The sequence below is a fragment of the Stenotrophomonas sp. a6 genome, assembly GCF_030913325.1.
In the GTDB taxonomy this organism is placed as follows: Bacteria; Pseudomonadota; Gammaproteobacteria; order Xanthomonadales; family Xanthomonadaceae; genus Stenotrophomonas; species Stenotrophomonas maltophilia.
The window spans coordinates 508,574-530,450 of record NZ_CP133161.1; the positions used below are offsets into that span (position 1 = coordinate 508,574).

Sequence of the window (21,877 nt, forward strand, 5' to 3'; positions counted from 1 at the left end):
GCCCCGGTGGGTGCCAACCTTGGTTGGCACTCTTTACTGCCCTGGTGGGTGCCGACCGTTGGTCGGCACACCTGCCCCATCACACTCGCCCGAACACCAGCGCGGCGTTGGTGCCACCGAAGCCGAAGCTGTTGGACATCACCGTATCCAGCTTCTGCTCGCGGCTTTCGCGCAGGATCGGGAAGCTCTCCACCTTCGGGTCCAGCTCGCCGATGTTGGCCGAACCGGCAACGAAGCCATCGCGCATCATCAGCAGGCAGTAGATCGCCTCGTGCACGCTGGCCGCACCGAGCGAATGGCCGGACAGCGCCTTGGTCGAGGACAGCGGCGGCACCGCATCGCCGAACACTTCGCGGATCGCATTGAGCTCGGTGACGTCGCCCAGCGGCGTGGAGGTGCCGTGGGTATTGAGGTAGTCCAGCGGGCGATCGACGCCCTGCAGCGCCATCTTCATGCAGCGCACCGCGCCTTCGCCGGACGGAGCAACCATGTCGGCGCCGTCGGAGGTCACGCCATAGCCGATCAGTTCGGCGTGGATGTGCGCGCCGCGCGCAACGGCGTGGTCGTAGTCCTCCAGCACCAGCATGCCGCCACCACCGGCGATGACGAAGCCGTCGCGGTCCTTGTCGTACGGACGCGAGGCGCTGGCCGGGGTTTCGTTGAAGCTGGTCGACAGCGCGCCCATCGCATCGAACATCACGCTCATCGACCAGTGCAGGTCTTCACCGCCACCGGCGAACATGATGTCCTGCGCGCCATGGCGGATCATGTCCGCGGCCGCGCCGATGCAGTGCGCCGAGGTCGCGCAGGCGGCCGACAGCGAATAGCTGACGCCCTTGATCTGGTAGGCCGTAGCCAGGCAGGCCGAGACCGTCGAGCACATCGTGCGCGGCACCATGTACGGGCCGACCTTGCGCACGCCACGTTCGCGCAGCAGGTCGACCGCGCCGATCTGCCATTCGCTGGAGCCGCCACCGGAACCGGCGATCAGGCCGGTGCGCAGGCTGCTGACCTGCTCGACGCTGAGCCCGGCATCGGCGATGGCATCGCGCATGGCCAGATAGGCGAAGGCCGCTGCATCGCTCATGAAGCGCTTTTGCTTGCGGTCGATCAGCGCCTCCAGATCGAGGTCGACACGACCGCCGACCTGGCTGCGCAGGCCCGCTTCGGCGTGGTCGGCCAGGGCGGTGATGCCCGAGCGCCCTTCGCGCAGCGCGGCCGAAACGGTATCCAGATCATTGCCGAGGCAGGACGTGATGCCCATGCCGGTGATGACGACGCGACGCATCAGAAGCTCCCGGTTTCGGTGAACAGGCCGACGCGCAGGTCGCGCGCGCTGTAGATTTCGCGGTCATCCACGTACATGCGGGCGTCCGACTGGGCCATCACCAGCTTGCGGTTGATGACGCGGCTGATGTCGATCTCGTAACGCACGAGCCTGGCTTCCGGCAGCACCTGGCCGGTGAACTTCACTTCGCCACAGCCCAGCGCGCGGCCCTTGCCGGGGGCGCCCAGCCAGGTCAGGAAGAAGCCGGTCAGCTGCCACATGGCGTCCAGGCCCAGGCAGCCGGGCATCACCGGGTCGCCGATGAAATGGCAGCCGAAGAACCACAGGTCCGGGCGGATATCCAGTTCGGCGCGTACCATGCCTTTGCCATGCGGTCCGCCGTCCTCGCGGATGTCGGTGATGCGGTCGAACATCAGCATCGGGTCGTTGGGCAGACGGCCAGCAGCGGTGCCGAACAGTTCACCGCGTGCGCTGGCCAGCAGCTGTTCGCGGTTGAACGCGTGGAGACGGGTCATGAAGCACAATCCTGGAAGCGAAGAACAGGGAAACAAGCGCCCGAGAATGCCCGTGGAAACTGCGCCGATCAAACATTTCAACCGTACGCAACCGTAGTGTTTTCAAGGGAATACGCGCATCCTGTTGATGTGCAACGACCATACTTCGGCGTGTGGCCCACCCGGCCCGGCCCCGCCTTTCCCACCTGACATGACCCGACTGCGCAAGATCATCCACGTTGACATGGACGCGTTCTACGCGTCGGTGGAGCAGCGCGACGATCCGTCACTGCGCGGCAAGCCGGTGGTCGTGGCATGGCGTGGCGCCCGCTCGGTGGTGTGTGCGGCGTCCTACGAGGCGCGCGTGTTCGGCGTGCGTTCGGCGATGCCCGCCGTGCGTGCCGAGCGCCTGTGCCCGGACGCGATCTTCGTGCCGCCGGACTTCGCGCGTTACAAGGCGGTGTCACAGCAGGTACGCGCGATCTTCCTGCGCCATACCGACCTGGTCGAGCCGCTGTCGCTGGACGAGGCCTATCTGGACGTGACCGAGCCGAAGAGTGGCATTGAACTGGCCACCGACATCGCCCGCACCATCCGCGCGCAGATCCGCGAGGAAACGAACCTGACTGCTTCAGCCGGGATCGCGCCGAACAAGTTCCTGGCCAAGATCGCCTCGGACTGGCGCAAGCCCGACGGCCAGTTCGTGATTCCACCGCAGCGCGTGGATGCGTTCCTGGCGCCGCTGCCGGTGAACCGCGTGCCCGGCGTCGGCAAGGTCATGGAAGGCAAGCTGGCCGCGCGCGGCATCGTCACCTGCGGCGACCTGCGGCAGTGGGCCTTGATCGATCTGGAAGAGGCATTCGGCAGCTTCGGCCGCAGCCTGTACAACCGCGCACGTGGCATCGACGAGCGGCCGGTGGAACCGGACCAGCAGGTGCAGTCGATCTCCTCGGAGGACACCTTCGCCGAAGACCTGCTGCTGGAAGACCTGACAGAGGCGATCGTGCAGCTGGCAGGGAAGACCTGGAACGCCACGCGCAAGACCGAGCGCATCGGCCACACCGTGGTGCTGAAACTGAAGACCGCGCAGTTCCGCATCCTCACCCGCAGCTTCACCCCGGAGCGCCCGCCGGAATCGATGGAAGAGCTGCGTGACATCGCCCTATCGCTGCGCGCGAGGGTCGATCTGCCGGCCGAGACGCGCTACCGCCTGGTCGGCGTCGGGCTGGGTGGCTTCCGCGAAAAGGAGCCGGTGGTGCAGGGGGAACTGTTCGAGCACGACATGATCAATCCCACAGAAACCTAATCATCAAACAGGGGGGTCAGAGCCCGTTGCGCAGCAACGGGATCCGACCCCGTGCCGACCAACGGTCGGCACCCACCAACAGCAGCAGGTTCCATCAGCAGCAGGAAACTGTCGAAGGCGGGGTGGGTCCGGTTGCGGGGGCGTGAGCCGCATGGGCCCGAGGCATGCCTCGGGCGGGTTGGGCAGGACGCCCAACCCCGGTCTTGCCGTGTGCGCAGGACAGCGCACACGAGCAAGCCGCGATCGAGCTTACATGGACGTACTTGCAGCGTCCCCCGCAACCGGACCCACCCCGCCATCCCACGGATAGCCCGCTGTTGCTGTTGCTTCGGCTGTTGCCGTTGCATTGAGCGGGTGCAGGGCGCAGCCCTGCAAAAAGAAAACTCCCTACCTCACGGCCACTGCATCTCGCCCTTGGCCACCTTCGCACTCAGTCCCAGCGACGCCACGCCCGCCAGCTTCGGATAGCGCGCCTGCATCGCCTTCACCAGCGCCGCACTGTCCTTGGCCTTGGCTGCCTCGGCATCGAACGCGCGGATGTAGTCTGCGGTGAAGCGCAGCGCACTGGCATCCAGTGCGGCACCCGGCGCGTAATGCCCCGGCACCACCACCTTCGGCTTCAACGCCTGCAACTGCTGCAGGGTCTGCAGCCAGTCGGCATGCGACTTCGGCGTCTGCGTGTCGGCCATCCACACGTGTTCACCGGCCACCACCGGAATGCCGCCGACGATCGCGCGCAGCGACGGCACCCACAGCACTGTGCGGTCCGGGGTCGGGCCATCCAGGCCGATCAGCGGCAGGCGCTGGCCTTCCAGCTGCAGGGCATCGCCATCCAGCACCTGCGGCACCACGATGCGCGCCGGCACGTCGGCGCCCATCTTCGGCCCCCAGTAGGCCAGCTTGCCGGCCTGGGTCTGCTGGATGTGGGCAACGGTCTGCGCAGTGGCGACGATGCGTGCCTGCGGGAACGCGTCCTGCAGGGTAGCCAGGCCGAAGTAGTAGTCCGGATCACCGTGGCTGATGTAGATCGTTGTCAGCTGCTTGCCGCTGGCGCGGATCAGCTCGACCAGCTTGCGCGCATCGCTGGCGCCGAACTGCGCGTTGACCAGGATCGCATCGCGGCGGCCTTCGATCAGCACCGAGGACACCGAGAACATCGCCTGCGGACCGGGATGGAAGGCCTGCAGGTGCAGCTGGGATCTTGTCGCTGCCGCGGGCGCCGCGGTGGCCGGTGCGGCCAGCAGCGGCGCACTGGTGAAGCTGGCGGCCAAGGCGAGGGGAAGCAGCAGGGCAGCGGTGCGCATTGGAAATTCCTTGTGTCGAATGGGGAGCCGAACGTGGGCTATGCCGGGCGTCCTTGCCCGGGCCCCTGCGGGCCGTCGCAAGTGACGTTGGCAACGGCTCCTGCCGTTGCCTTCGGCTCTACAGGGCACGCGCGTCGATCAGTACGCCGCGGTTATGATCTGCTTCGGGTACTGCTGCGCTTCCAGCTCGGCGACGAACGCGGCGCCGTAGTCGGCGTAGCTGATGCGGCTGTGGCCGCTGGCATCAGCGAGGAAGGCCTTGGGCTGCACGCGGTACTGGCCGCGCTCTTCGCCCGGGCCGATTTCGGCGGCCGGCGAGAAGAAGGTCCAGTCCAGGTCGTCCACCGCCTGCAGGCGATTGAAGGCTTCACGATGGGCCAGCGCGTACGGCTTGTAGGCCTCCGGGAAGTTGGGGGTATCGACCAGCTGCACGCCCGGCGCGACTTCCAGGCTGCCGGCGCCACCGACCACCACCAGGCGCGGTACACCGGCCTTGCGCGCGGCGGCGGCCAGCTGCGCGGCCACTTCGCCGACGCGGCCGATGTCATCGCCCGGACGCGGGCCATAGGCGCTGGCCAGCACGTCGTGGCCGGCGATGGCGGCGACCAGGGCATCCTGGTCATCCAGCGAGGCGATCACCGGATGGGCACCGGCCAGTTCGGCCGGAAGATCCTGCGCGCTGCGTACGATGACGGTGAGTTCGTGGCCGTTGGCCAGCGCGTGGCGGGCGATCTGGCGGCCGATGTTGCCGGTGGAACCAACGAGGGCGATCTTCATGGCAGGACTCCGTGGGGCGGTGTGGGGTGGGAATGGGGCCACTCTAGGCCGCTGCAGTCGCTCGAAAAACAGCGTATAACGCGCTTGTTTGTTGCATGGATCGAGCATATGGACCGATTGACCGCCATGACTGTATTCGTCGAGGTGGCCGAGCGCGGCAGCCTCACCGCCGCCGCCGAGGTGCTGGACATGTCGCGGGCGATGGTTACCCGCTACCTGGCCGAGGTCGAGGCTTGGCTGGGCGCGCGCCTGCTGCACCGGACCACGCGCCGGGTCAGCCTGACCGGCCCCGGCGAGGCGGCGCTGGCGCGCTTCCGGCAGATGCTGGCCATCGGCGAGGAACTGCAGGGCGAGCTGGCCAGCGACGATCCCGAACCGCATGGCACGCTGCGGGTGACCGCCAGCGTGTCGTTCGGGCAGAGCCACCTGGCGCGTGCGGTGGCCGGTTTCGTCGCACGCCATCCGGCGGCGCGCATCGAACTGCTGCTGGTCGACCGCATGGTGAACCTGGTGGAAGAGCGGGTGGACCTTGCCGTGCGCATCGCCCGCCAGATCGATCCCAGCCTGATCGCACGACGGCTGGCCACCTGCCGCTCGGTGCTGTGCGCGACGCCGTCGTACCTGCACGCGCGCGGTACGCCTACCGCCCCGGAACACCTGGCCGGGCACAACTGCCTGACCCATCACTACGTGGGCAAGAGCCTGTGGCAGCTGCACCGCGATGGCCGTTCGCTGTCGGTGGCTGTGGGCGGCAACATCAGCGCCAACGAAGCGTCGCTGTTGCTGGAAGCGGTGCGTGCGGGCGCCGGCATCGCGATGCTGCCGACCTACCAGGTGGCGCCACTGCTGCGCAGTGGCGAGCTGATCGAGTTGTTGCCCGAGTTCAGTCTGGACGAACTCGGCATTCATGCCGTGTACGCATCACGGCGCCAGCAGCCCGCTATCATGCGGCGATTCCTGGACTTCCTGGCCGAGTGTTTCGCCAGCCCGGCCTTCCAGGATCTGGATTGGCGCCCACCGGGCAAGGAGAACACATGAACCACGGACAGGCCTTGATCGACCACAACCGTGCTGCCTGGGACCGCCAGGCCAGCGAAGTGCGCGAATGGTCGCGCCCGGTGGAAAGCTCAACGATTGCCGCCGCGCGCGATGGCCGCTGGCAGGTGCACCTGACCCCGCGCGCGCTGCCGCTGGACTGGCTGGGGGATGTGCGCGGCCGCCGCATCCTCTGCCTGGCCTCGGGCGGTGGCCAGCAGGCCCCGGTGCTGGCGGCGGCCGGGGCGGAGGTGACCGTGTTCGATCTGTCCGATGGCCAGCTCGAGCAGGATCGTCAGGTGGCGGCGCGTGATGGCCTGCAACTGCGCACGGTGCAGGGCGACATGCGCGATCTGCACGCCTTCGCCAACGACAGCTTCGATGTGGTGTTCCACCCGATCTCCAACCTGTACGTGCCTGACGTCCGGCCGGTGTGGACCGAATGCCGCCGCGTGCTGGCGCGTGATGGCATGCTGATGGCCAGCTTCTACAACCCGGTGCTGTTCGTCGGTGCACGCGATCCGCAGCTGGATGCACAGGGCCTGATCCGACCGCAGTACGCCATTCCCTATTCGGATCTGGAAGACCTGCCACCGGCCGAGCGCGAGGCGAAACTGGCGCGGGGCGATGCGCTGACCTTCGGCCACAGCCTGACCGAACTGATCGGTGGCCAGCTCGATGCCGGCTTCGTCATCGATCGCTTCATGGAAGACTGGCAGCCGCAGCCGCGCTTCCTGATCGACCGTTACCTGCCCACGTTCCTGGCCACGCGCGCGCGCCGGATCGGTTGAGGCAGGCCTGCCCAAAATACTGCGGCGTACAATGGACGGCCCCACGTCATGCAGGTGCAGTCCCTTGCCGTATCCGTATCCGCTGGTCGTGTTCGACCTCGATGGCACGCTGGTCGACAGCGCTGCCGATATTGCCGAAGCGCTGAACCGCACGCTGGAAGACATCGGCGTGGCGCGCGTGCCGGAAGCCACCGTGCTGGGCTGGATCGGTGACGGTGTGCGTCGTCTGGTCGAGCAGGCGGTGCAGGCCGCCGGCCGCGAGGTGGACCTGGCCGAGGTGATGCCGGTGTTCATGGTGCACTACCGTGAGTGCCTGCTGCGCAGCCCGCGACTGTTCGACGGCGTGGGCGAAGCGCTGGCGCAACTGCGTGCGCGCAACGTGCCGCTGGCGATCTGCACCAACAAGCCCGAAGCACTGGTGCCGCCGCTGCTGCAGCACCTGGGTATCGGTGATGCATTCGCGCTGGTACTGGGGGGGGATTCGCTGCCGCAGCGCAAGCCCAGTGGCGAGCCACTGCGGCACATCGCCGCGCACTTCGGGCTGCCGGTGGAGTCCTGCCTGATGGTGGGTGATTCGTTGACCGACTACCGCGCCGCCGAAGAGGCCGGCATGCCGATCGCGCTAGTGCGCTACGGCTATCCGCGCGGCCTGGACCTGGCCACCGCGCATGCGGTGGCGGTGATCGACGACCTGCGTGAACTGCCGGGGTTGCGGGGCTGAAGCAGAGGGGTAGTGCCGGCCGCTGGCCGGCAACCCGGAATGCGTTGCCGAAGGTCATGATGTTGCCGGCCAGTGGCCGGCACTACCATGAACGTTGCGCTCACTTCGGCTGGTAACGCACGCTCAACTGGTACTCGCGGCCGGGCTGGTTGAACCATGCCACCGTTTCGTAGCGACGGTCGAAGACGTTGGCGGCACGTGCCAGCAGCGACCACGATGGCGTCAGTGCGTACTCAGCGCGCAGGTCCAGCGTGCCGTAGCCTCCCACCTTCACCGTGTTGGCGGCATCGTCGTAGCGCTTGCCGGCACCCTGCACGGTCAGGCCTGCGCGGAAATCGCCGAAGCGACGGTCGATGTCCAGGCGCGCGGTCTGCTGCGCGCGGCGTGGCAGCCAGTTGTCGAACTGGGTGCTGCCGCCGGTGCGGTTGCGCGGGTCGGTGTAGCTCAGCTGCGCGTTGATGTCGAAGCCGGCCAGCAGCACGCCGCCGGTCAGTTCGGCACCGCGGATGCGGGCCTTCTCCACCTGCTGCATCTTGAAGGTCGCCGCATCGTAGGTGATCAGATCATCGATGCGGGTTTCATACACGTCCAGGCCCCAGTGCCAGCCCTGGCCCTGCTGCGAAACGCCGAGGTTGGCACTCTTGGACTTCTCCGGCTTCAACGTCGGCACGCCGCTCCACGGGTCGTACAGATCGCTGAAGGTCGGTGCCTTGAACGCCGTGCCATAGCTGGCGTTGAGGCGCAGGCCGTGGCCCAGCTCCATGGCCCAGCCAACGCTGCCGGTAGCGTGGTTGCCGAACTGCTGGTTGTCGTCGTTGCGTGCGCTGGCCTGCAGCTGGTGGCGGCCGAAGCGGCCCTGGTACTGCACGAATACGCCGGTGTTGCGGCGGCTGTCGACCAGGTAACCCGCGCTGCTGCCATCCAGGTTGTCTTCGCTCCAGTCCACGCCTGCGCTCAGCAGCTGGCCCTCGGCCACGCCGAAATCGCCCTGCAGGGAGGCGCTGTCGCGGTGGGTCTGTGCGCTGCCACGTGCACCGAAGTCGCCGAAGTTGTCCGACTCGTTGTCACTGCGGCCGACGTTGGCGGTGAATGCCAAGCGCTCGGACGGGGTGTAGCGCACCTTGCCGGCCAGCACCTGCTGGCGGGTTTCCGAATAGTTGTAGTAGCCGTCGTAGTGGTTCTTGCCGTCGGCGCGCAGGGCGCTGCCTTCCACGTTCCACTGCTCGTTGAAGGTGTAGCCACCGCGCAGGCTCTTGGACAGGTTGCGGTAGCCGTCGCGATCGGGCTCGTCGGCGAAACAGCCGGTGAACAGCGTGGCCGAGCCGCGGCAGGCATCGATGCCATCGGAATGCTGGTAGGCGATATCCGCACCGAACCAGCCGCGTTCGGTACCGCCGCCAATGCCACCGCTGGCTTCACGCAGGCCGTTGCTGCCACCGCCAAGCTGGAAGTGCGGGGCGAAATCGCCCTGGTTGCGGCGGGTGAAGATCTGGATCACGCCACCGATGGCGTCGGCGCCGTACAGGCTCGACTGCGGGCCGCGCACGATTTCCACGCGCTCGATCTGCGCCAGCGGCAGGTCCTGGTACATGGCCAGGCCGAGGTCGGCGCTGTTGATGCGCACGCCGTCCACCAGCACTACGGTGTGGCCGGAATTGGTACCGCGCAGGAACAGCGAGCTCTGCTTGCCGAGGCCGCCGGCATTGGCCAGGTTGATGCCGGCGCGACCGCGCAGCAGTTCCTGCAGCGAAGTGGCCTGGCTGGATTCGATCTGGGCGCGGTCGATCACCTGCGCCGGCGCGATGCTGTCCTGCAGGGCGATCGGGGTGCGGGTGGCAGTGACCAGGATCTGGTCGAGCGCGGTGGTGTCATTGGCGGCCTGGGCCAGCGCGGGCAGGGCGGCCAGCACGGCCAGGGACAGCATTCGGGACTGCAGCTTCATGGGGGACTCCGGGTGCCACGCACGCCCGCGTGGCGAAGGGGAGGAGCCGCGAAGGCAGGCGTGCGCCGATGCCGCAGCGCACGCCACGGTCATCCAGCGCCATGCCCACCGCATCGCGACCTGAGGCTTCCGGGCCGGTCTCCGGGCTTGCCGCCGGGTGGCGCGAGGCCACCGTCCAGGCGCCTTCCCATGCCTGCGGCACAGTGGCGGTGTTGCCTGGAACTGACGTGCTTACCGTTGCGGGGGCAGCGCCGGCCTGGCGTGGAATCACGCGTCACCGGCTTCCCGTTTCAACCTGCCGGCCATGGCCGCAGGTCACCTGGAAGTGCGCGCAGTCTACGGCATCGCAGGCCGTCCCGTTGCGTCGCGCCTGCGCGACTGCCTTTGCTGTGCCTTTAGAATGGTTGCTCGATCCCGTGGTGCCGTTGCCGATGTCCGCCCGTTTTCCGCTGTACCTGCGTCGCCCGTCCGGGACGCGCGCATGATCCTCGACCTGGTCCGCCATGCCGGCAATGGCCGTGATGAGTTCCTTGATGGCCGCAGCGACCCACCGCAGCTGGCCGGCCTGCCACAGGAGCTGGTCGAGGCCTACGCCGGGCAACGCTGGGAGCGGGTGATCAGTTCACCGCGGTTGCGCGCGCTGCATACGGCGATGGCCCTGGCCACGCCGCGTGGGCTGGACGTGGAAGCGGACGAGGAATGGGAAGAACTGGACTTCGGCGATTGGGACGGGCGGTCGCTGTTCGACCTGCCGGAGGATGCACTGGCGGCCTTCCATGCCGACCCGCACGCGTTCCCGCCGCCCAATGGCGAGAGCTGGGGCCACTTCGAGCGGCGCATCGCGCGCGCGCTGGATCGCCTGCTCGATGATGACGATCCGGTGCCGACGCTGGTGGTCAGCCATGGCGGCCCGTTGCGCATGGTGCTGTCGCAGGTCTGCGGCCTGCCGATGTCGCTGTGCTGGGCGCTGCGCATCGACCACGGCACGCGCCTGCGGGTGTGGCTGGAGCGCGGTGAGATCGGGCTGGTGGGTGAGCTGCTGGAGCTGCAGCAGCCCTGAGCGCACTCGCCGGGCATGGCTCGGCGCTACCGATCCCGCATCACACTGGTAGTGCCGGCCGCTGGCCGGCATCCCCAGGAACGCGGATGCCTCAATCCTCGTCCGCGCCCTCGGCCACGCTGTCCTCAGCGTCATCGTCGGCATCGAAGCGCTGCTCATGCACCGGGCCCGACGCCGGGCCGGCTGCCTTCAGCGGATGCGCAGCGATGCGTGCTTCGTAATCCTGCACCAGTGCTTCACGCTGTGGCTCGCTCAGCTCCTGCCAATGGCAGTCCAGCAACGCGCCTTCCAGCGAGTACAGCAGGTTCAGGCTGGGCTTGAAGCCGGCGCGCTTGACCTTGACGAAGGCGCCGACGGCTCCGATCGCGACCAGGTCGTCGCGGCTGCGCAGGCCGACCTGGCGCAGCCACGCCGCACTTTTCGGGCCGATGTTGCGCAGCTTCGGTGCGCTCATCCCAGCGCCTCGACGAACACGCGGGCGATGGCTTCCAGGCCAGCCTGGTCGTCGGCATCGAAGCGGCCGACCTTCGGGCTGTCGATGTCGAACACGCCGATCAGTTCATCGCCGCGCAGCAGCGGCACCACCAGTTCCGAGCGCGAGGCCGAATCGCAGGCGATGTGGCCGGGGAAGGCGTCGACGTCCTCTACGCGCTGGGTCACGCGCTGGCTGGCGGCGGCACCGCACACGCCCTTGTCCAGCGGGATGCGCACGCAGGCCGGCAGGCCCTGGAACGGGCCGACCACCAGTTCCTTGCCGTCGTACAGGTAGAAGCCCACCCAGTTCAGGTCGGGCAGGGCGTGGTAGACCAGGGCCGAGAGGTTGGCCGCGTTGGCGATGCGGTCGGACTCGGCGTAGACCAGGCCACGGGCCTGTTCCAGCAGCTGGGCGTATTGTTCCGGCTTGCTGCCGGTGAGCGAGGCATTGGCGAACATGCCAGCAGTCTAGCAAGCGTGCCGGGCCAGCGATAATGCACACACTGTTGCCCTGTTGGAGCCCGTCGATGCCGTTGCCCGCCACGCTGCCGCCCGCCCTGTTCGTCACCGGCACCGATACCGAGATCGGCAAGACCGCGGCGAGCACCGCGCTGCTGCATGTGCTGCGCCGGCGTGGCCTGCGTGCGGTGGGGATGAAGCCGGTGGCCAGCGGCAGCGAAGACCTGGGCCGGGGCCTGCGCAACGAAGACGCATTGGCGCTGCAGGCGGCCAGCTGGCCGGTACCGGACTATGCCGATCTGAACCCGTATGCGTTGCGCCAGCCGCTGGCACCGGAGCTGGCCGCTGCCGAGGACGGCGTGCAGGTGGAGCTGGCGCCGATCATGGCAGCGTTCGAGCGGCTGCGCGCGCAGGCCGATGTCGTGGTGGTCGAGGGGGTTGGCGGTTGGCTGGCACCGGTCTCGGCCACGCTCGACCAGCTCGACCTGGTGCGCGCATTGCGGTTGCCGGTGTTGCTGGTGGTGGGCATGCGGCTGGGCTGCGTCAACCACGCGCGTCTGACCGCGCAGTCGTTGCAGGCCAGCGGCGTGGAGTGCCTGGGCTGGATCGGCAACCACATCGACCCGGCGATGCAGCGCCAGGATGAGAACATCGCAACGCTGCAGCAGCGCCTGCCGATGCCGTGCTGGGGGCGGCTGCCACATCTGCCGGGAGCGGATGGCGAAGCGTTGAGCACGCATCTGCTCGATTGACCTGGGGTAGTGCCGGCCGCTGGCCGGCAACCTCGATGTATCCACCTGCGTGCAGTTGCCGGCCAGCGGCCGGCACTACCGTGCTGCGGCCGCCAGCTCCCGCGCGATCGCACCCAACCGCTCCACCGCGCCGATGAAGCGTGCATCCAGCGTCTGGCAGCACGACAGCCGCAGGCAATGGCGATACCGCGCGCCGCGTGAATACACCTGGCCGGGCATGAACACGATGTCCTCCTGCAGTGCACGCTCGAACAGCTCGCGCGTGTCCACGCCGGGCAGTTCCAGCCACAGCAGGAAGCCACCCTGCGGTTCGGTGGCGCGGGTGCCGGCCGGGAAGTGTTCGGCCACCAGCTGGCGCAGCCGTCCGACCTGTTCGCGGTACAGCCGGCGCATGCGATGCAGGTGGTGCTCGTAGCTGCCGGCCTCCAGATAGGCCGCCACCGCGTCGCCCAGCAGCTGCGGCTCGCCGCCGGTGGACTGGAATTTCAGCAGCGCGATGCGCTCGGCGAAGCGGCCGCCATCGAGCCAGCCGATGCGGTAATCCGGCGCCAGCGTCTTGGAAAAGCCGCCGACCACCATCACCCAGCCACCGCGATCGAAGGCCTTCAGGAGCGGTGCCGGCGGTTCGCAGAACTGCAGCTCGGCATACACCGCATCTTCGATCAGCGGCAGCTGGCGTGCGTTGACCAGTTCGGCCAGGCGTTGCTTGGCGGCGGTCGGCATGGTGCAGCCGAGCGGGTTGTGCACGGTCGGCATCACCACCAGTGCGGCCAGCGGCGTGTGCTCCAGCAGCGCATCCAGCGCATCCACATCCAGGCCGAGCTGCGGGTGGGTGGGCAGTTCGATGGCCTGCAGGCCGAGGTTGGCCAGCAACGGGTAGAGGTTGAAGTAGGACGGCGCCTCGATGCCGACCGCATCACCGGGCTGGGTGACCGCGCGTAGCGCCAGCTGCAGCCCTTCCATCGCACCGTGGGTCAGCAGCAGGCGTTCGCTGTGGGTATGCAGGCCCATGCGCGGGCCGCGGCGCACGATCTGCGCCAGCAGCCGTGGCGAGCCGTTGGGGCGTGCATAGGTCTCCACGGTCTGCTGGCCATGGCGCAGTACCTGCGCCGTGTGCTTGGCCAGCTGCGCGCCGGGGTAGAACTGGCGACCGCGCGGGCCGGCAAAGGCCAGGTCGATCACGCCGGGGCGGCGCTGTGCTTCCAGCACGCGGGCCATCAGTACCTGCTGCAGCGGCGCGGTGGGCGCAGAAGGCGTGTCGCGCAGCGAACGTTCCGGCACCGACAGCCGCGGCGCCACCTCGAAGCCGGCTTTCGGCCGCGGAATGACCAGGCCAGCGTCTTCCAGCTGGCGGTAGGCGGCAATCACCGTGTTCAGGCTGAGCCGGCGCTGCAGGGCCATCTGCCGCAGCGAGGGCAGGCGGCTGCCGACCGGAAGGCGTCCGCCGTGGATGGCCTCGGCCAGTTCGTCGGACAGCCGTTGGTAGCGGGGGGGGATCATTGCGCTCTGATCATCTGTATCCATCGAGTTTCCCGCCATCTGGTGCTGTACCCATGATGACGGCGAGCCTAGCATGTCGTTGTCGGCCGGGCCTGATCGGGGCACGGCCGGTACTTTCCAAGCGCACGGCTGGATGGCCGTGCGTCTTTTTTTGGTAGTGCCGGCCGCTGGCCGGCATTCCCTGGAACCGCAAGAGCCGGCCAGCGGCCGGCACTACCCGGATCGTTACCGCATTGGCAGGAGCGTCACCGAGCGCCAGCCGGCCCCACGGAAATGCCGTCAGCGCATCGGCACCAGCACCGCATCGCGCCGGTACAGCCCCGGGAACTGCCTGCCCAGCGCGGCCAGCTTCGGCGCGTCGTAGTAGCGGATGTACGCGGCCTGCGGGTAGTTGGTCATGTAGTTCTGGTGGTAGCTCTCGGCCGGGTAGAAGCGCTGGCCGCTGACCAGCTGGGTGACGATCGGTGCGCGGTAGCTGCCGGCCTGGCCGAGCTGGGCGATGTAGGCGCGGCTGGCTGCCTGCTGGCGGGCGTCATCAGTGAAGATCGCCGACCGGTACTGGCTGCCGTGGTCGGGCCCCTGGCGGTTGAGCTGGGTCGGGTCGTGCACCACCGAGAAGAACACCTGCATCAACTGCCCATAGCTGACCTGGCGTGGGTCGTAGTCGACCTTCACCGCTTCGGCATGACCGGTCTGACCGCTGCTGACCCGCTCATAGCGGGCATTGGCAGCGCTGCCACCGATGTAGCCGGACACCGCATTACTCACGCCTTTGACATGCTGGAACACACCCTGCACGCCCCAGAAGCAACCGCCGGCGAACACCACGCTGGCGTGGGTGGCGTCATCGCGGAACGCAGCGTCGCCCGTGGGTACAGGGAGTGCCTGGGTCTGCGCGCTGGCTTCGACCGGTGCCGCGATGGCGCCATGGTCAACGAGCAGCACGCCGGCGATGAGTGCCGTGGCCACCAGTCCGGCAACGCCAGCGGCAATGCCCTGTTCAAAGGAGAATTTCATCGTGTCCTCCCGGTTCAACCGAAGGTGAAGGCATAGGCCTGCACGCCCGCATCGAGGAACTCGATCTCGAAGCGGTGCGGGCTGACCGTGCCGCGTTGGCGCACCAGCTGGTAGAGGCGGTGCTCGTCGACCACGCCGCTGCCATCGGCGCCGACATCAGTGCCGGCATCGGTGGCGGGCAATGGCTTGCCATCCAGCAGGACGCGGAAGCGCACCGGCTTTCCTTCCTGGCCCGGTGCCAGCACCAGGTGCAGGTCGCGCGCATGGAACTGGAAGGCGATGCGGCCACCGGCTTGCTGCAGCTGCGCAGCCTCGTCGGTAACGGTCCAGCGTCCGGACAGGCCCCACTGGTTCAACGCCAGGCTGGCCGGCAACGTGTAGTCGAACGCGGTGTCGCTGCGCTGCCCACCGGGCGAGGCGAACTGCTCGGCACGGGCGTGGCCCAGATAGGTTTCCGGCGAGCGCAGATTGCCCATGTCGGCCTGCGCAGCCACGCCCTTCAGATCGGCGGCGGCCGGATCGGCCGGCGGTGGCAGGTTCGTCTGGCCGGCCTCGGTCAGCAAGTGACGGATCACCTGTTCCGAGCGCGCATAGTTGCCCTCGCCGAACTGGTGGCCGCGGATGTTGCCCTGCGCATCGACGAAGTACTGCGCCGGCCAGTAGCGGTTGTTGAACGCGCGCCAGATCGTGTACTGGTTGTCCAGTGCCACCGGGTACTCAACCTTCAGCTGCTGCACCGCCTTCATGACGTTGCGCGGGTCACGCTCGAAGGCGAACTCCGGGGTGTGCACGCCGACCACTACCAGGCCGTGGTCGCGATAACGGCGCTCCCATTCGTGCACGAACGGCATCGCGCGCAGGCAGTTGATGCACGAGTACGTCCAGAAATCGACCAGCACCACCTTGCCGCGCAGCTGCTGGGCCGTCAGCGGCGGGCTGTTGAGCCAGCCGGTGGCACCATCCAGCGCGGGCAGGGTGCCTTCCACTGGCAGCGGTGCACTGGCACCCGCATCGGGGCCCGCCATCATCGTCATCGACGGTGCTGCCGGTTGCGCGCCGGGAGCGGCATCCAGCAGGCCCTGCTCGATGCGCGCGGTGCTGACCGTGGACAGGCGGGTCAGCAGGCCGGTATCCCAGCCCAGGCCGATCGCCACCACCGCCAGCAGTGCAGCCACGCCCAGTACCTTGCGCAGCACATCGCCGAGGCCGAGCCGCGCCTGCAGCGCGCGGAACACGCGGCCACCTACCCATACCGCCAGCGCCAGTGCGGTAATCGCGCCCAGTGCGTAGGCCAGCAGCAGCGTGCTGGTGCCGGCGCTTGCCCCGTGCAGCGCGGCACCGGTCAGCACCAGGCCGAGGATCGGCCCGGCGCAGGGCGCCCACAGCAGGCCGGTGGCGATGCCGATCAGCAGCGAGGTCCACGCACCGCCACGCCCCGCTGCGTCGGTCGCATCGGCACGCGCGCTCAAGCGGGCACCCACGCGCTGGAACGGCGCCAGCAGATGGTCGGCCAGTCGTGGCCAGAGCAATGCCAGTGCGAACAGCGCCATCAGCAGCAGGGCGATCCAGCGTCCGACCTGGTTGGCCTGTGCCACCCATTGGCTGCCCACCGCAGCCAGGCTGGCGACCACGGTGAAGGTGAGTGCCATGCCCAGCAGCAGCGGCAGCGTGCTGCGCAGGAAGGGGCGGTCGGCACGCGCGAACACGAACGGCAGCACCGGCAGGATGCAGGGACTGAGCAGGGTCAGCGCGCCCCCCAGGTAGGCAAGCAGCAACAGCAGCATCGTCAGGCTCCGGAAGCAGGGGAAGAACCGACCGGCACCCGCCAGCCATCGGCAGTACCGCCCTCAGCGGCACCGGGAACGAACACCATCGCCGCGCCGTTCATGCAGTAGCGAAGTCCGGTTGGGCGAGGCCCGTCGTTGAACACATGGCCGAGGTGGCCACCGCAGCGGCGGCAGTGCACCTCCACCCGCAGCATGCCGAAGGTGACGTCGCGGTCTTCGCCGATGGCGTTGTGCAGCGGCGCCCAGAAGCTGGGCCAGCCGGTGCCGCTCTCGAACTTGGTGGAGGAGGAGAACAGCGGCAGCGCACAGCCGGCGCAGGCAAACGTGCCCTGCCGGTGTTCCTTGTTGAGCGGGCTGCTGTACGGGCGCTCGGTCGCCTGCTGGCGCAGCACTGCGTACTGCGCCGGGGTCAGGCGCTGGCGCCAGTCGGCATCGCTGCGCATGACCTCGAACTGTCGCGACGGGCGCGCTTCAGCGGCGGCCGGGGCGGCACGGCTGCAGGCCCCCAGGCCGAGCAGGCCGGCGGCGGTGGCAACACCGCCCAGGCCCAGCAGATGGCGTCGGGTAAGGGACATGGCGGACTCCGGGAAGGGGCGACGGGGCCATGCTGCGCCCGCCCGGGTCAACGAATCCTCACGCAGGATTCAATTTTTCGTGAGGTATCGGCGTCTATCCCGCGCCACAATGCAGCCAGCCTCCCCACTGGCCCCGAGCTGCCGATGTCCACCAAACGCGTGCTGATCGTTGAAGACGATGCCCACATCGCCGACCTGCTGCGCATGCATCTGGGCGATGAGGGCTACGACGTCGCCCATGCCGCCAGCGGCGATGCCGGCCTGCGCCTGCTCGAGCAGGAAGGGCCATGGGATGCGCTGGTGCTGGACGTGATGCTGCCCGGCGTGGACGGCCTGCAGGTGTGCCAGCGTGCACGCGCGATGGCGCGCTATGTGCCGATCATCATCATCAGCGCGCGAGGCAGCGAAACGCAGCGCATCGTCGGCCTGGAACTGGGGGCGGATGATTACCTGGCCAAGCCCTTCTCGATGCCGGAACTGGTGGCACGGGTGCGCGCATTGCTGCGCCGGGCCGAGGCGATGGCGCAGAGCGCGCGCATCGATGCCGGCGCGATCGAGCTGGGCGGCCTGCAGCTGGACCCGGTCGCGCGTACCGCCTCAGTGGATGGCAACGCACTGGAGCTGACCCCGCGCGAGTTCGACCTGCTGCTGTTCTTCGCCCGTCATCCGGACCAGGTGTTCGCGCGCATGGAACTGCTCAACCAGGTCTGGGGCTACCAGCACGATGGCTACGAGCACACGGTCAACACCCACATCAATCGCCTGCGCAGCAAGATCGAGCCGGACCCGGCCAATCCACGGCGGTTGCTGACGGTGTGGGGCCGTGGCTACAAGCTGGTCGATCCTGCCGGGGCGGCGGCATGATCAAGCCGAACCTGTGGCAGAAGCTGGCGGCGGTGATCGCTGCGCTGATGCTGATGTGCTGCATGGCATTGCTGGCGCTGCAGATGCGCGCCAACACCCGCCACGAGCAGGAAGTGGTGCAGCGGTTGTCGCTGGGCCTGGCCGAGCACATTGCCCAGCGCAGCGAACTGATGGACACCAGCGGCATGCGTGATGCCGCCGTGCGCGCGCTGTTCGGCCAGCTGATGGCGGTCAACCCCAGCGTCGAGGTCTACCTGCTGGACGACCAGGGCCGCATCCTCGGCCACGATGCGCCGACAGGCCATCTGGTGCGCAACCGGGTGGACGTGGCACCGCTGCGCCGGCTGCTGGCCGGTGCGCCGTTGCCGATCCTGGGCGATGACCCGCGCAGCACGGACGGCCGCAAGGTGTTCAGTGCCGCGCCGCTGATCGTGCAGGGTCGCCAGGCCGGTTATGTGTACGTGGTGCTGGTCGGCGAACACCGTCAGATGCTGTCCGACGACCTTGCCGCCGGCAGCCAGTGGAACACCACGCTGTGGTCGGTGATGCTGGTCGGCAGCCTGGGCCTGCTGGCCGGGCTGGTGGCCTTCTACTGGGTGACGCGCCCGCTGCGGCGGCTGACCCGGCGCATCCAGGCCTTCGACATCGACGCACCCACGCCGTTGCCGCCGCCGGAGCCGCTGCGTCCCGGTGAGCGCGACGAGCTGGTGATCCTCGAACACGCACACGCGCAGATGGCGCAGCGGCTGGGCGAGCAGTGGCAGCAGCTGCGCCAGCAGGACCTGCAGCGCCGCGAGCTGGTCGCCAACATCTCGCACGACCTGCGCACGCCGTTGTCATCGCTGCACGGCTATCTGGAAACGCTGGCGCTGAAAGACGCCACGCTGTCGCCGGACGAGCGCCGCCGCTACCTCGGTATCGCGCTGGCGCAGAGCGCCAAGGTTGGCCGGCTGGCGCGTGCGCTGTTCGAGCTGGCGCGGCTGGAACATGGCGAAGTGCGCCTGGAGTGGGAGGTGTTCGCATTGCCGGAGCTGCTGCAGGACGTGCTGCAGAAATTCGAGCTGGCGGCGCAGGCTCGCAACCAGTACCTGCACGCGGACTTCCCGCCCGGCCTGCCGCTGGTGCGCGCCGATCTGGGCCTGGTCGAGCGGGTGCTGACCAACCTGCTCGACAACGCGCTGCGGCATGCGCCCGACGGTGGGCGGATCGAGGTGTGCCTGCGCGCGACGCCGGACAGCGTGGAGGTGAGCGTGGCCGATGATGGACCTGGTGTTGCCCCTGCACTGCGCACGCAGCTGTTCCAGGCACCGGCCGCGCTGGGCGCGCGACGTGGAGAGAACGGCGGGTTGGGCCTGCTGATCGTGCAGCGCATCGTGCAGTTGCACGGCCGTCGCATCGAACTGCGTGACAGCGAGCGCGGCGCGTTGTTCGCGTTTGCGTTGCCGCGTGCGGAACCAGCGGTCTAGCAGGCCGCATCGCACTCCACGGCAGCGCCGCTTTCCAACGGCAGGTGCAGTCGGATGCAGGCACCACCCAGCTCCGAATCGGTTACTTCGACCTGGCCGCCATGCTTGTCGGCCACCACCTGCACCAGCGCCAGTCCGAGGCCGAAACCGGGGCTACCCGGATCCAGCCGCACATAGGGTTGCAGCACCTGGCCGCGCAGTTCGGGTGCGATGCCGGGGCCATCGTCCTCCACCTGCAGGCACAGCCAGCCGTCGTTGACCGTGCTGGCGATACGGATCTGCCGCCGCGCATAGCGCAGGGCATTGCCGAGCAGATTGCGCAATGCCAGTTCCAGCATGTGCCGGTTGACGTTGACCAGGCCCGCCGGCGACAGCATCTGCTGTACCGGCATCGGCAGCGGTGCGAACTGGGCCACCACGCCACGTACCAGTGCCGCCAGCTGCAGGCGCTGGCGGGTCAGCTGATGGCAGCGGCCGAGCGCGGCGTACTCGACGCCGGCATCGGTGAGGTGCTGCAGCCGATCGACATCAGTGCGCAGGCCGCCCAAGGCATCACGCTGGATCTCGTCCAGCGCGGTGTCCTCCAGGTCGGCCAGGCCGAAACGCATCCGCGCCAGCGGCGTGCGGACTTCGTGCGCCACTGCCTGGGCCAGCACGCGCTGGCTTTCCAGCAACTGCTGCAGCTGCTCGGCCATGTGATTGAAGGCATTGGCCAGCGGCCGCACCAGCGCAGTGCCGGCGCGCGGGGCGCGCGTGTCCAGCTGTCCGTCGCGCATCTGCCGCGCGGCCTGGGCCAGCTGCGAGACGTCGCGCCACAGGCGGTAGACCATCACGTACATCGGCAGCGCCACGGCCACCATCAGGATCAGCAGCAGGATCGCCACGCCTGACACTTCGCTGTCCTGCCAGCCCTCGTCAGGCAGCGCTTCGTCCAACGGCCCCAGCATCACCGCGTAGTCGCTGTCGCCGATCCGCTGCAGGCTGCGCATGTGCTCCAGGTCGATCTGCACCCGGCCGTTGCTGAAGGGGGGGCGCTGGCTGGCCGGCAGCGCCTTCATCGCCTCTGCCATCGGCACCATGCGCAGGGCATAGGCGAAGTCGGCGTCCAGTTCGCGCGCCAGCGTCGGCCACTGCTCGCGCGGGGTTTCGGCGAAGCGGTGCTGCAGCAGGGCATGGGTGCCGCGCATCTCGGCCAGCAGTCCGGCTTCGGTGCGGTCTTCCAGCAGCGCATCCCAGGCCCACAGTCCCAGCACGATCAGCAACAGATGGGCAACCAGGAAGCCGATGCCGTAGCGCAGGAAGTGGAAGGCGTGGCCGCGCATCGCCGAGGGCGTACGCTTCATCCCCATGCCGAGCGGCTGAACAGGTAGCCGCGGCCACGTACGGTCTTGATCCGCTCCGGTTGTTCAGGGTTGTCGCCCAGCTTGCGGCGCAGGCGCGAGATGCGTGCATCGATCGAACGGTCCAGGCCGTCGAAGGCGATCCCGCGCAGGCCGCGCAGCAGCGCATCGCGGTCCAGGATCTGGCCGGCATTGCTGGCCAGCAGGAACAGCAGGTCGAACTCGGCAGTGGTGAGCTCCAGCAGCGCGCCCTGCAGGTGCACGTTGCGGGTGGACGGGTCGATGCTCAGCTCGCCGAAGCGGAGGCTGCCGTCGCGTGGTTCGACCCGGCGGTGGCGGCGCAGGTGGGCGCGCAGGCGGGCCAGCAGCACCCGTGGTTCGATCGGCTTGCCGATGTAATCATCGGCGCCCAGTTCCAGTCCCAGCACCTGGTCGATGTTGTCGGTGCGGGCGGTCAGCACGCAGATGATGCCGTCATAGTGGGGGCGGATCTGCCGACACACTTCGAAACCATCCTGGTCGGGCAGGCCGACATCGAGCAGGACCAGGGCGGGCTTGTCGGCCAGGATCCGGGCCACCGCACGCTCACCGCTGCGCTCGTGGGCCACCTGATAGCCATGCCGCTGCAGATAGTCGCTGACCATCGTACCCAGGCGGGCATCGTCTTCGACCAGTACGATATCCAGCATTTTCAAGGCCTCCGTGGACGCACACGTACCGCCACGGCACGAGCGCGGCGATGCTATCCCAGCCTTCGGGCCGCCCGGGTCCCGGGGGCGGGCGCCATTCAGCCGGGGTTGCTGGCGCACGGGCCGGGCCTCAGGCCTGGCAACAACTTGGCGTCCAGCATAGCCTGATGCTGTTACAAAACGTTACCTTCGTGATACGCACGGTGACCATCGCTGACAGCAAAGCGACTGACGCA

21 protein-coding genes and 1 riboswitch are annotated in these 21,877 nt (G+C 68.3%); of the genes, 8 read left to right on the top strand and 13 right to left on the bottom strand.

Annotated features, from left to right (window positions below; translation table 11 throughout):
• Window positions 1–79 precede the first annotated feature (79 nt).
• A complete protein-coding gene (gene fabB / locus Q9Q79_RS02385; protein WP_005412133.1) occupies window positions 80–1,288 on the bottom strand; it encodes a beta-ketoacyl-ACP synthase I in 1,209 nt (402 codons plus the stop codon).
• Complete coding sequence (fabA, locus tag Q9Q79_RS02390) at window positions 1,288–1,803, bottom strand: 3-hydroxyacyl-[acyl-carrier-protein] dehydratase FabA (protein WP_005412134.1); 516 nt, start codon at window positions 1,801–1,803, stop codon at window positions 1,288–1,290. Before fabA ends, fabB begins: the two co-directional genes overlap by 1 nt.
• Before the next feature lie 190 nt (window positions 1,804–1,993).
• Between fabA and dinB the strand changes: the two genes are divergently transcribed.
• Complete coding sequence (dinB, locus tag Q9Q79_RS02395) at window positions 1,994–3,088, top strand: DNA polymerase IV (protein WP_115875252.1); 1,095 nt, start codon at window positions 1,994–1,996, stop codon at window positions 3,086–3,088.
• A gap of 392 nt (window positions 3,089–3,480) precedes the next feature.
• On the opposite strand, the gene Q9Q79_RS02400 is transcribed toward dinB, so the two are convergent.
• Both Q9Q79_RS02400 and Q9Q79_RS02405 read right to left on the bottom strand, forming a co-directional pair.
• Complete coding sequence (locus Q9Q79_RS02400) at window positions 3,481–4,392, bottom strand: MBL fold metallo-hydrolase (RefSeq protein WP_201861678.1); 912 nt, start codon at window positions 4,390–4,392, stop codon at window positions 3,481–3,483.
• A 138-nt stretch (window positions 4,393–4,530) separates the two neighbouring features.
• On the bottom strand, window positions 4,531–5,169 hold the full coding sequence (locus Q9Q79_RS02405) for an NAD(P)H-binding protein (protein WP_012479034.1): 639 nt from the start codon (window positions 5,167–5,169) through the stop codon (window positions 4,531–4,533).
• Window positions 5,170–5,277: 108 nt separating this feature from the next.
• Here Q9Q79_RS02405 and Q9Q79_RS02410 point away from each other — a divergent pair, with 108 nt between their 5' ends.
• From Q9Q79_RS02410 to gph, 3 genes are all read left to right on the top strand, one after another.
• Window positions 5,278–6,207, top strand: a complete 930-nt coding sequence (locus Q9Q79_RS02410; RefSeq protein WP_099596141.1) for a LysR family transcriptional regulator — start codon at window positions 5,278–5,280, stop codon at window positions 6,205–6,207.
• Entirely contained in the window at window positions 6,204–6,995 is a 792-nt protein-coding gene (locus Q9Q79_RS02415) for a class I SAM-dependent methyltransferase (protein WP_005412139.1), read from the top strand. The genes Q9Q79_RS02410 and Q9Q79_RS02415 overlap by 4 nt, the downstream gene beginning before the upstream one ends.
• A 64-nt stretch (window positions 6,996–7,059) precedes the next feature.
• Window positions 7,060–7,716, top strand: a complete 657-nt coding sequence (gene gph / locus Q9Q79_RS02420; RefSeq protein WP_065184091.1) for a phosphoglycolate phosphatase — start codon at window positions 7,060–7,062, stop codon at window positions 7,714–7,716.
• A 100-nt stretch (window positions 7,717–7,816) separates the two neighbouring features.
• Here the strand turns inward: gph and btuB are convergent, their stop codons facing one another.
• Window positions 7,817–9,658: a TonB-dependent vitamin B12 receptor gene (gene btuB / locus Q9Q79_RS02425; RefSeq protein ID WP_065184090.1), complete on the bottom strand. Its 1,842-nt coding sequence runs from the start codon at window positions 9,656–9,658 to the stop codon at window positions 7,817–7,819.
• Window positions 9,659–9,772: 114 nt separating this feature from the next.
• Window positions 9,773–9,996, bottom strand: a riboswitch (cobalamin riboswitch).
• 143 nt (window positions 9,997–10,139) lie between these two features.
• Between btuB and Q9Q79_RS02430 the strand changes: the two genes are divergently transcribed.
• Window positions 10,140–10,718, top strand: a complete 579-nt coding sequence (locus Q9Q79_RS02430) for a histidine phosphatase family protein (protein ID WP_005407938.1) — start codon at window positions 10,140–10,142, stop codon at window positions 10,716–10,718.
• A gap of 91 nt (window positions 10,719–10,809) precedes the next feature.
• Here Q9Q79_RS02430 and Q9Q79_RS02435 read toward each other — a convergent pair whose 3' ends face one another.
• Entirely contained in the window at window positions 10,810–11,172 is a 363-nt protein-coding gene (locus Q9Q79_RS02435) for a TfoX/Sxy family protein (RefSeq protein ID WP_005407939.1), read from the bottom strand.
• Complete coding sequence (locus tag Q9Q79_RS02440; RefSeq protein WP_005407940.1) at window positions 11,169–11,651, bottom strand: GAF domain-containing protein; 483 nt, start codon at window positions 11,649–11,651, stop codon at window positions 11,169–11,171. Before Q9Q79_RS02440 ends, Q9Q79_RS02435 begins: the two co-directional genes overlap by 4 nt.
• A 68-nt stretch (window positions 11,652–11,719) precedes the next feature.
• Here Q9Q79_RS02440 and bioD point away from each other — a divergent pair, with 68 nt between their 5' ends.
• Entirely contained in the window at window positions 11,720–12,403 is a 684-nt protein-coding gene (gene bioD / locus Q9Q79_RS02445) for a dethiobiotin synthase (RefSeq protein ID WP_201861679.1), read from the top strand.
• 75 nt (window positions 12,404–12,478) lie between these two features.
• On the opposite strand, the gene Q9Q79_RS02450 is transcribed toward bioD, so the two are convergent.
• The 4 genes from Q9Q79_RS02450 to msrB form a co-directional block, all read right to left on the bottom strand.
• Window positions 12,479–13,927, bottom strand: a complete 1,449-nt coding sequence (locus tag Q9Q79_RS02450) for a PLP-dependent aminotransferase family protein (RefSeq protein WP_076739394.1) — start codon at window positions 13,925–13,927, stop codon at window positions 12,479–12,481.
• A 255-nt stretch (window positions 13,928–14,182) separates the two neighbouring features.
• Window positions 14,183–14,920 carry a peptide-methionine (S)-S-oxide reductase MsrA gene (gene msrA / locus Q9Q79_RS02455; protein ID WP_049402691.1) on the bottom strand — a complete coding sequence of 246 codons (738 nt, stop codon included), beginning with the start codon at window positions 14,918–14,920 and terminating at the stop codon, window positions 14,183–14,185.
• Between the two features lie 14 nt (window positions 14,921–14,934).
• Window positions 14,935–16,704, bottom strand: coding sequence for a cytochrome c biogenesis protein DipZ (locus Q9Q79_RS02460; protein ID WP_201861680.1), 1,770 nt, complete (start codon window positions 16,702–16,704; stop codon window positions 14,935–14,937).
• Window positions 16,705–16,706: 2 nt separating this feature from the next.
• Window positions 16,707–17,282, bottom strand: coding sequence for a peptide-methionine (R)-S-oxide reductase MsrB (msrB, locus tag Q9Q79_RS02465; protein WP_005407946.1), 576 nt, complete (start codon window positions 17,280–17,282; stop codon window positions 16,707–16,709).
• A gap of 144 nt (window positions 17,283–17,426) precedes the next feature.
• On the opposite strand from msrB, the gene Q9Q79_RS02470 reads away from it, so the two are divergent.
• A complete protein-coding gene (locus Q9Q79_RS02470) occupies window positions 17,427–18,146 on the top strand; it encodes a response regulator transcription factor (protein ID WP_005407947.1) in 720 nt (239 codons plus the stop codon).
• A complete protein-coding gene (locus Q9Q79_RS02475; protein ID WP_005412149.1) occupies window positions 18,143–19,612 on the top strand; it encodes a HAMP domain-containing sensor histidine kinase in 1,470 nt (489 codons plus the stop codon). The genes Q9Q79_RS02470 and Q9Q79_RS02475 overlap by 4 nt, the downstream gene beginning before the upstream one ends.
• Here Q9Q79_RS02475 and Q9Q79_RS02480 read toward each other — a convergent pair.
• On the bottom strand, window positions 19,609–20,955 hold the full coding sequence (locus Q9Q79_RS02480; protein WP_201861681.1) for an ATP-binding protein: 1,347 nt from the start codon (window positions 20,953–20,955) through the stop codon (window positions 19,609–19,611). The two genes, Q9Q79_RS02475 and Q9Q79_RS02480, sit on opposite strands and share 4 nt — an antisense overlap.
• Window positions 20,952–21,641 carry a winged helix-turn-helix domain-containing protein gene (locus Q9Q79_RS02485; RefSeq protein WP_005407950.1) on the bottom strand — a complete coding sequence of 230 codons (690 nt, stop codon included), beginning with the start codon at window positions 21,639–21,641 and terminating at the stop codon, window positions 20,952–20,954. Before Q9Q79_RS02485 ends, Q9Q79_RS02480 begins: the two co-directional genes overlap by 4 nt.
• Window positions 21,642–21,877 lie beyond the last annotated feature (236 nt).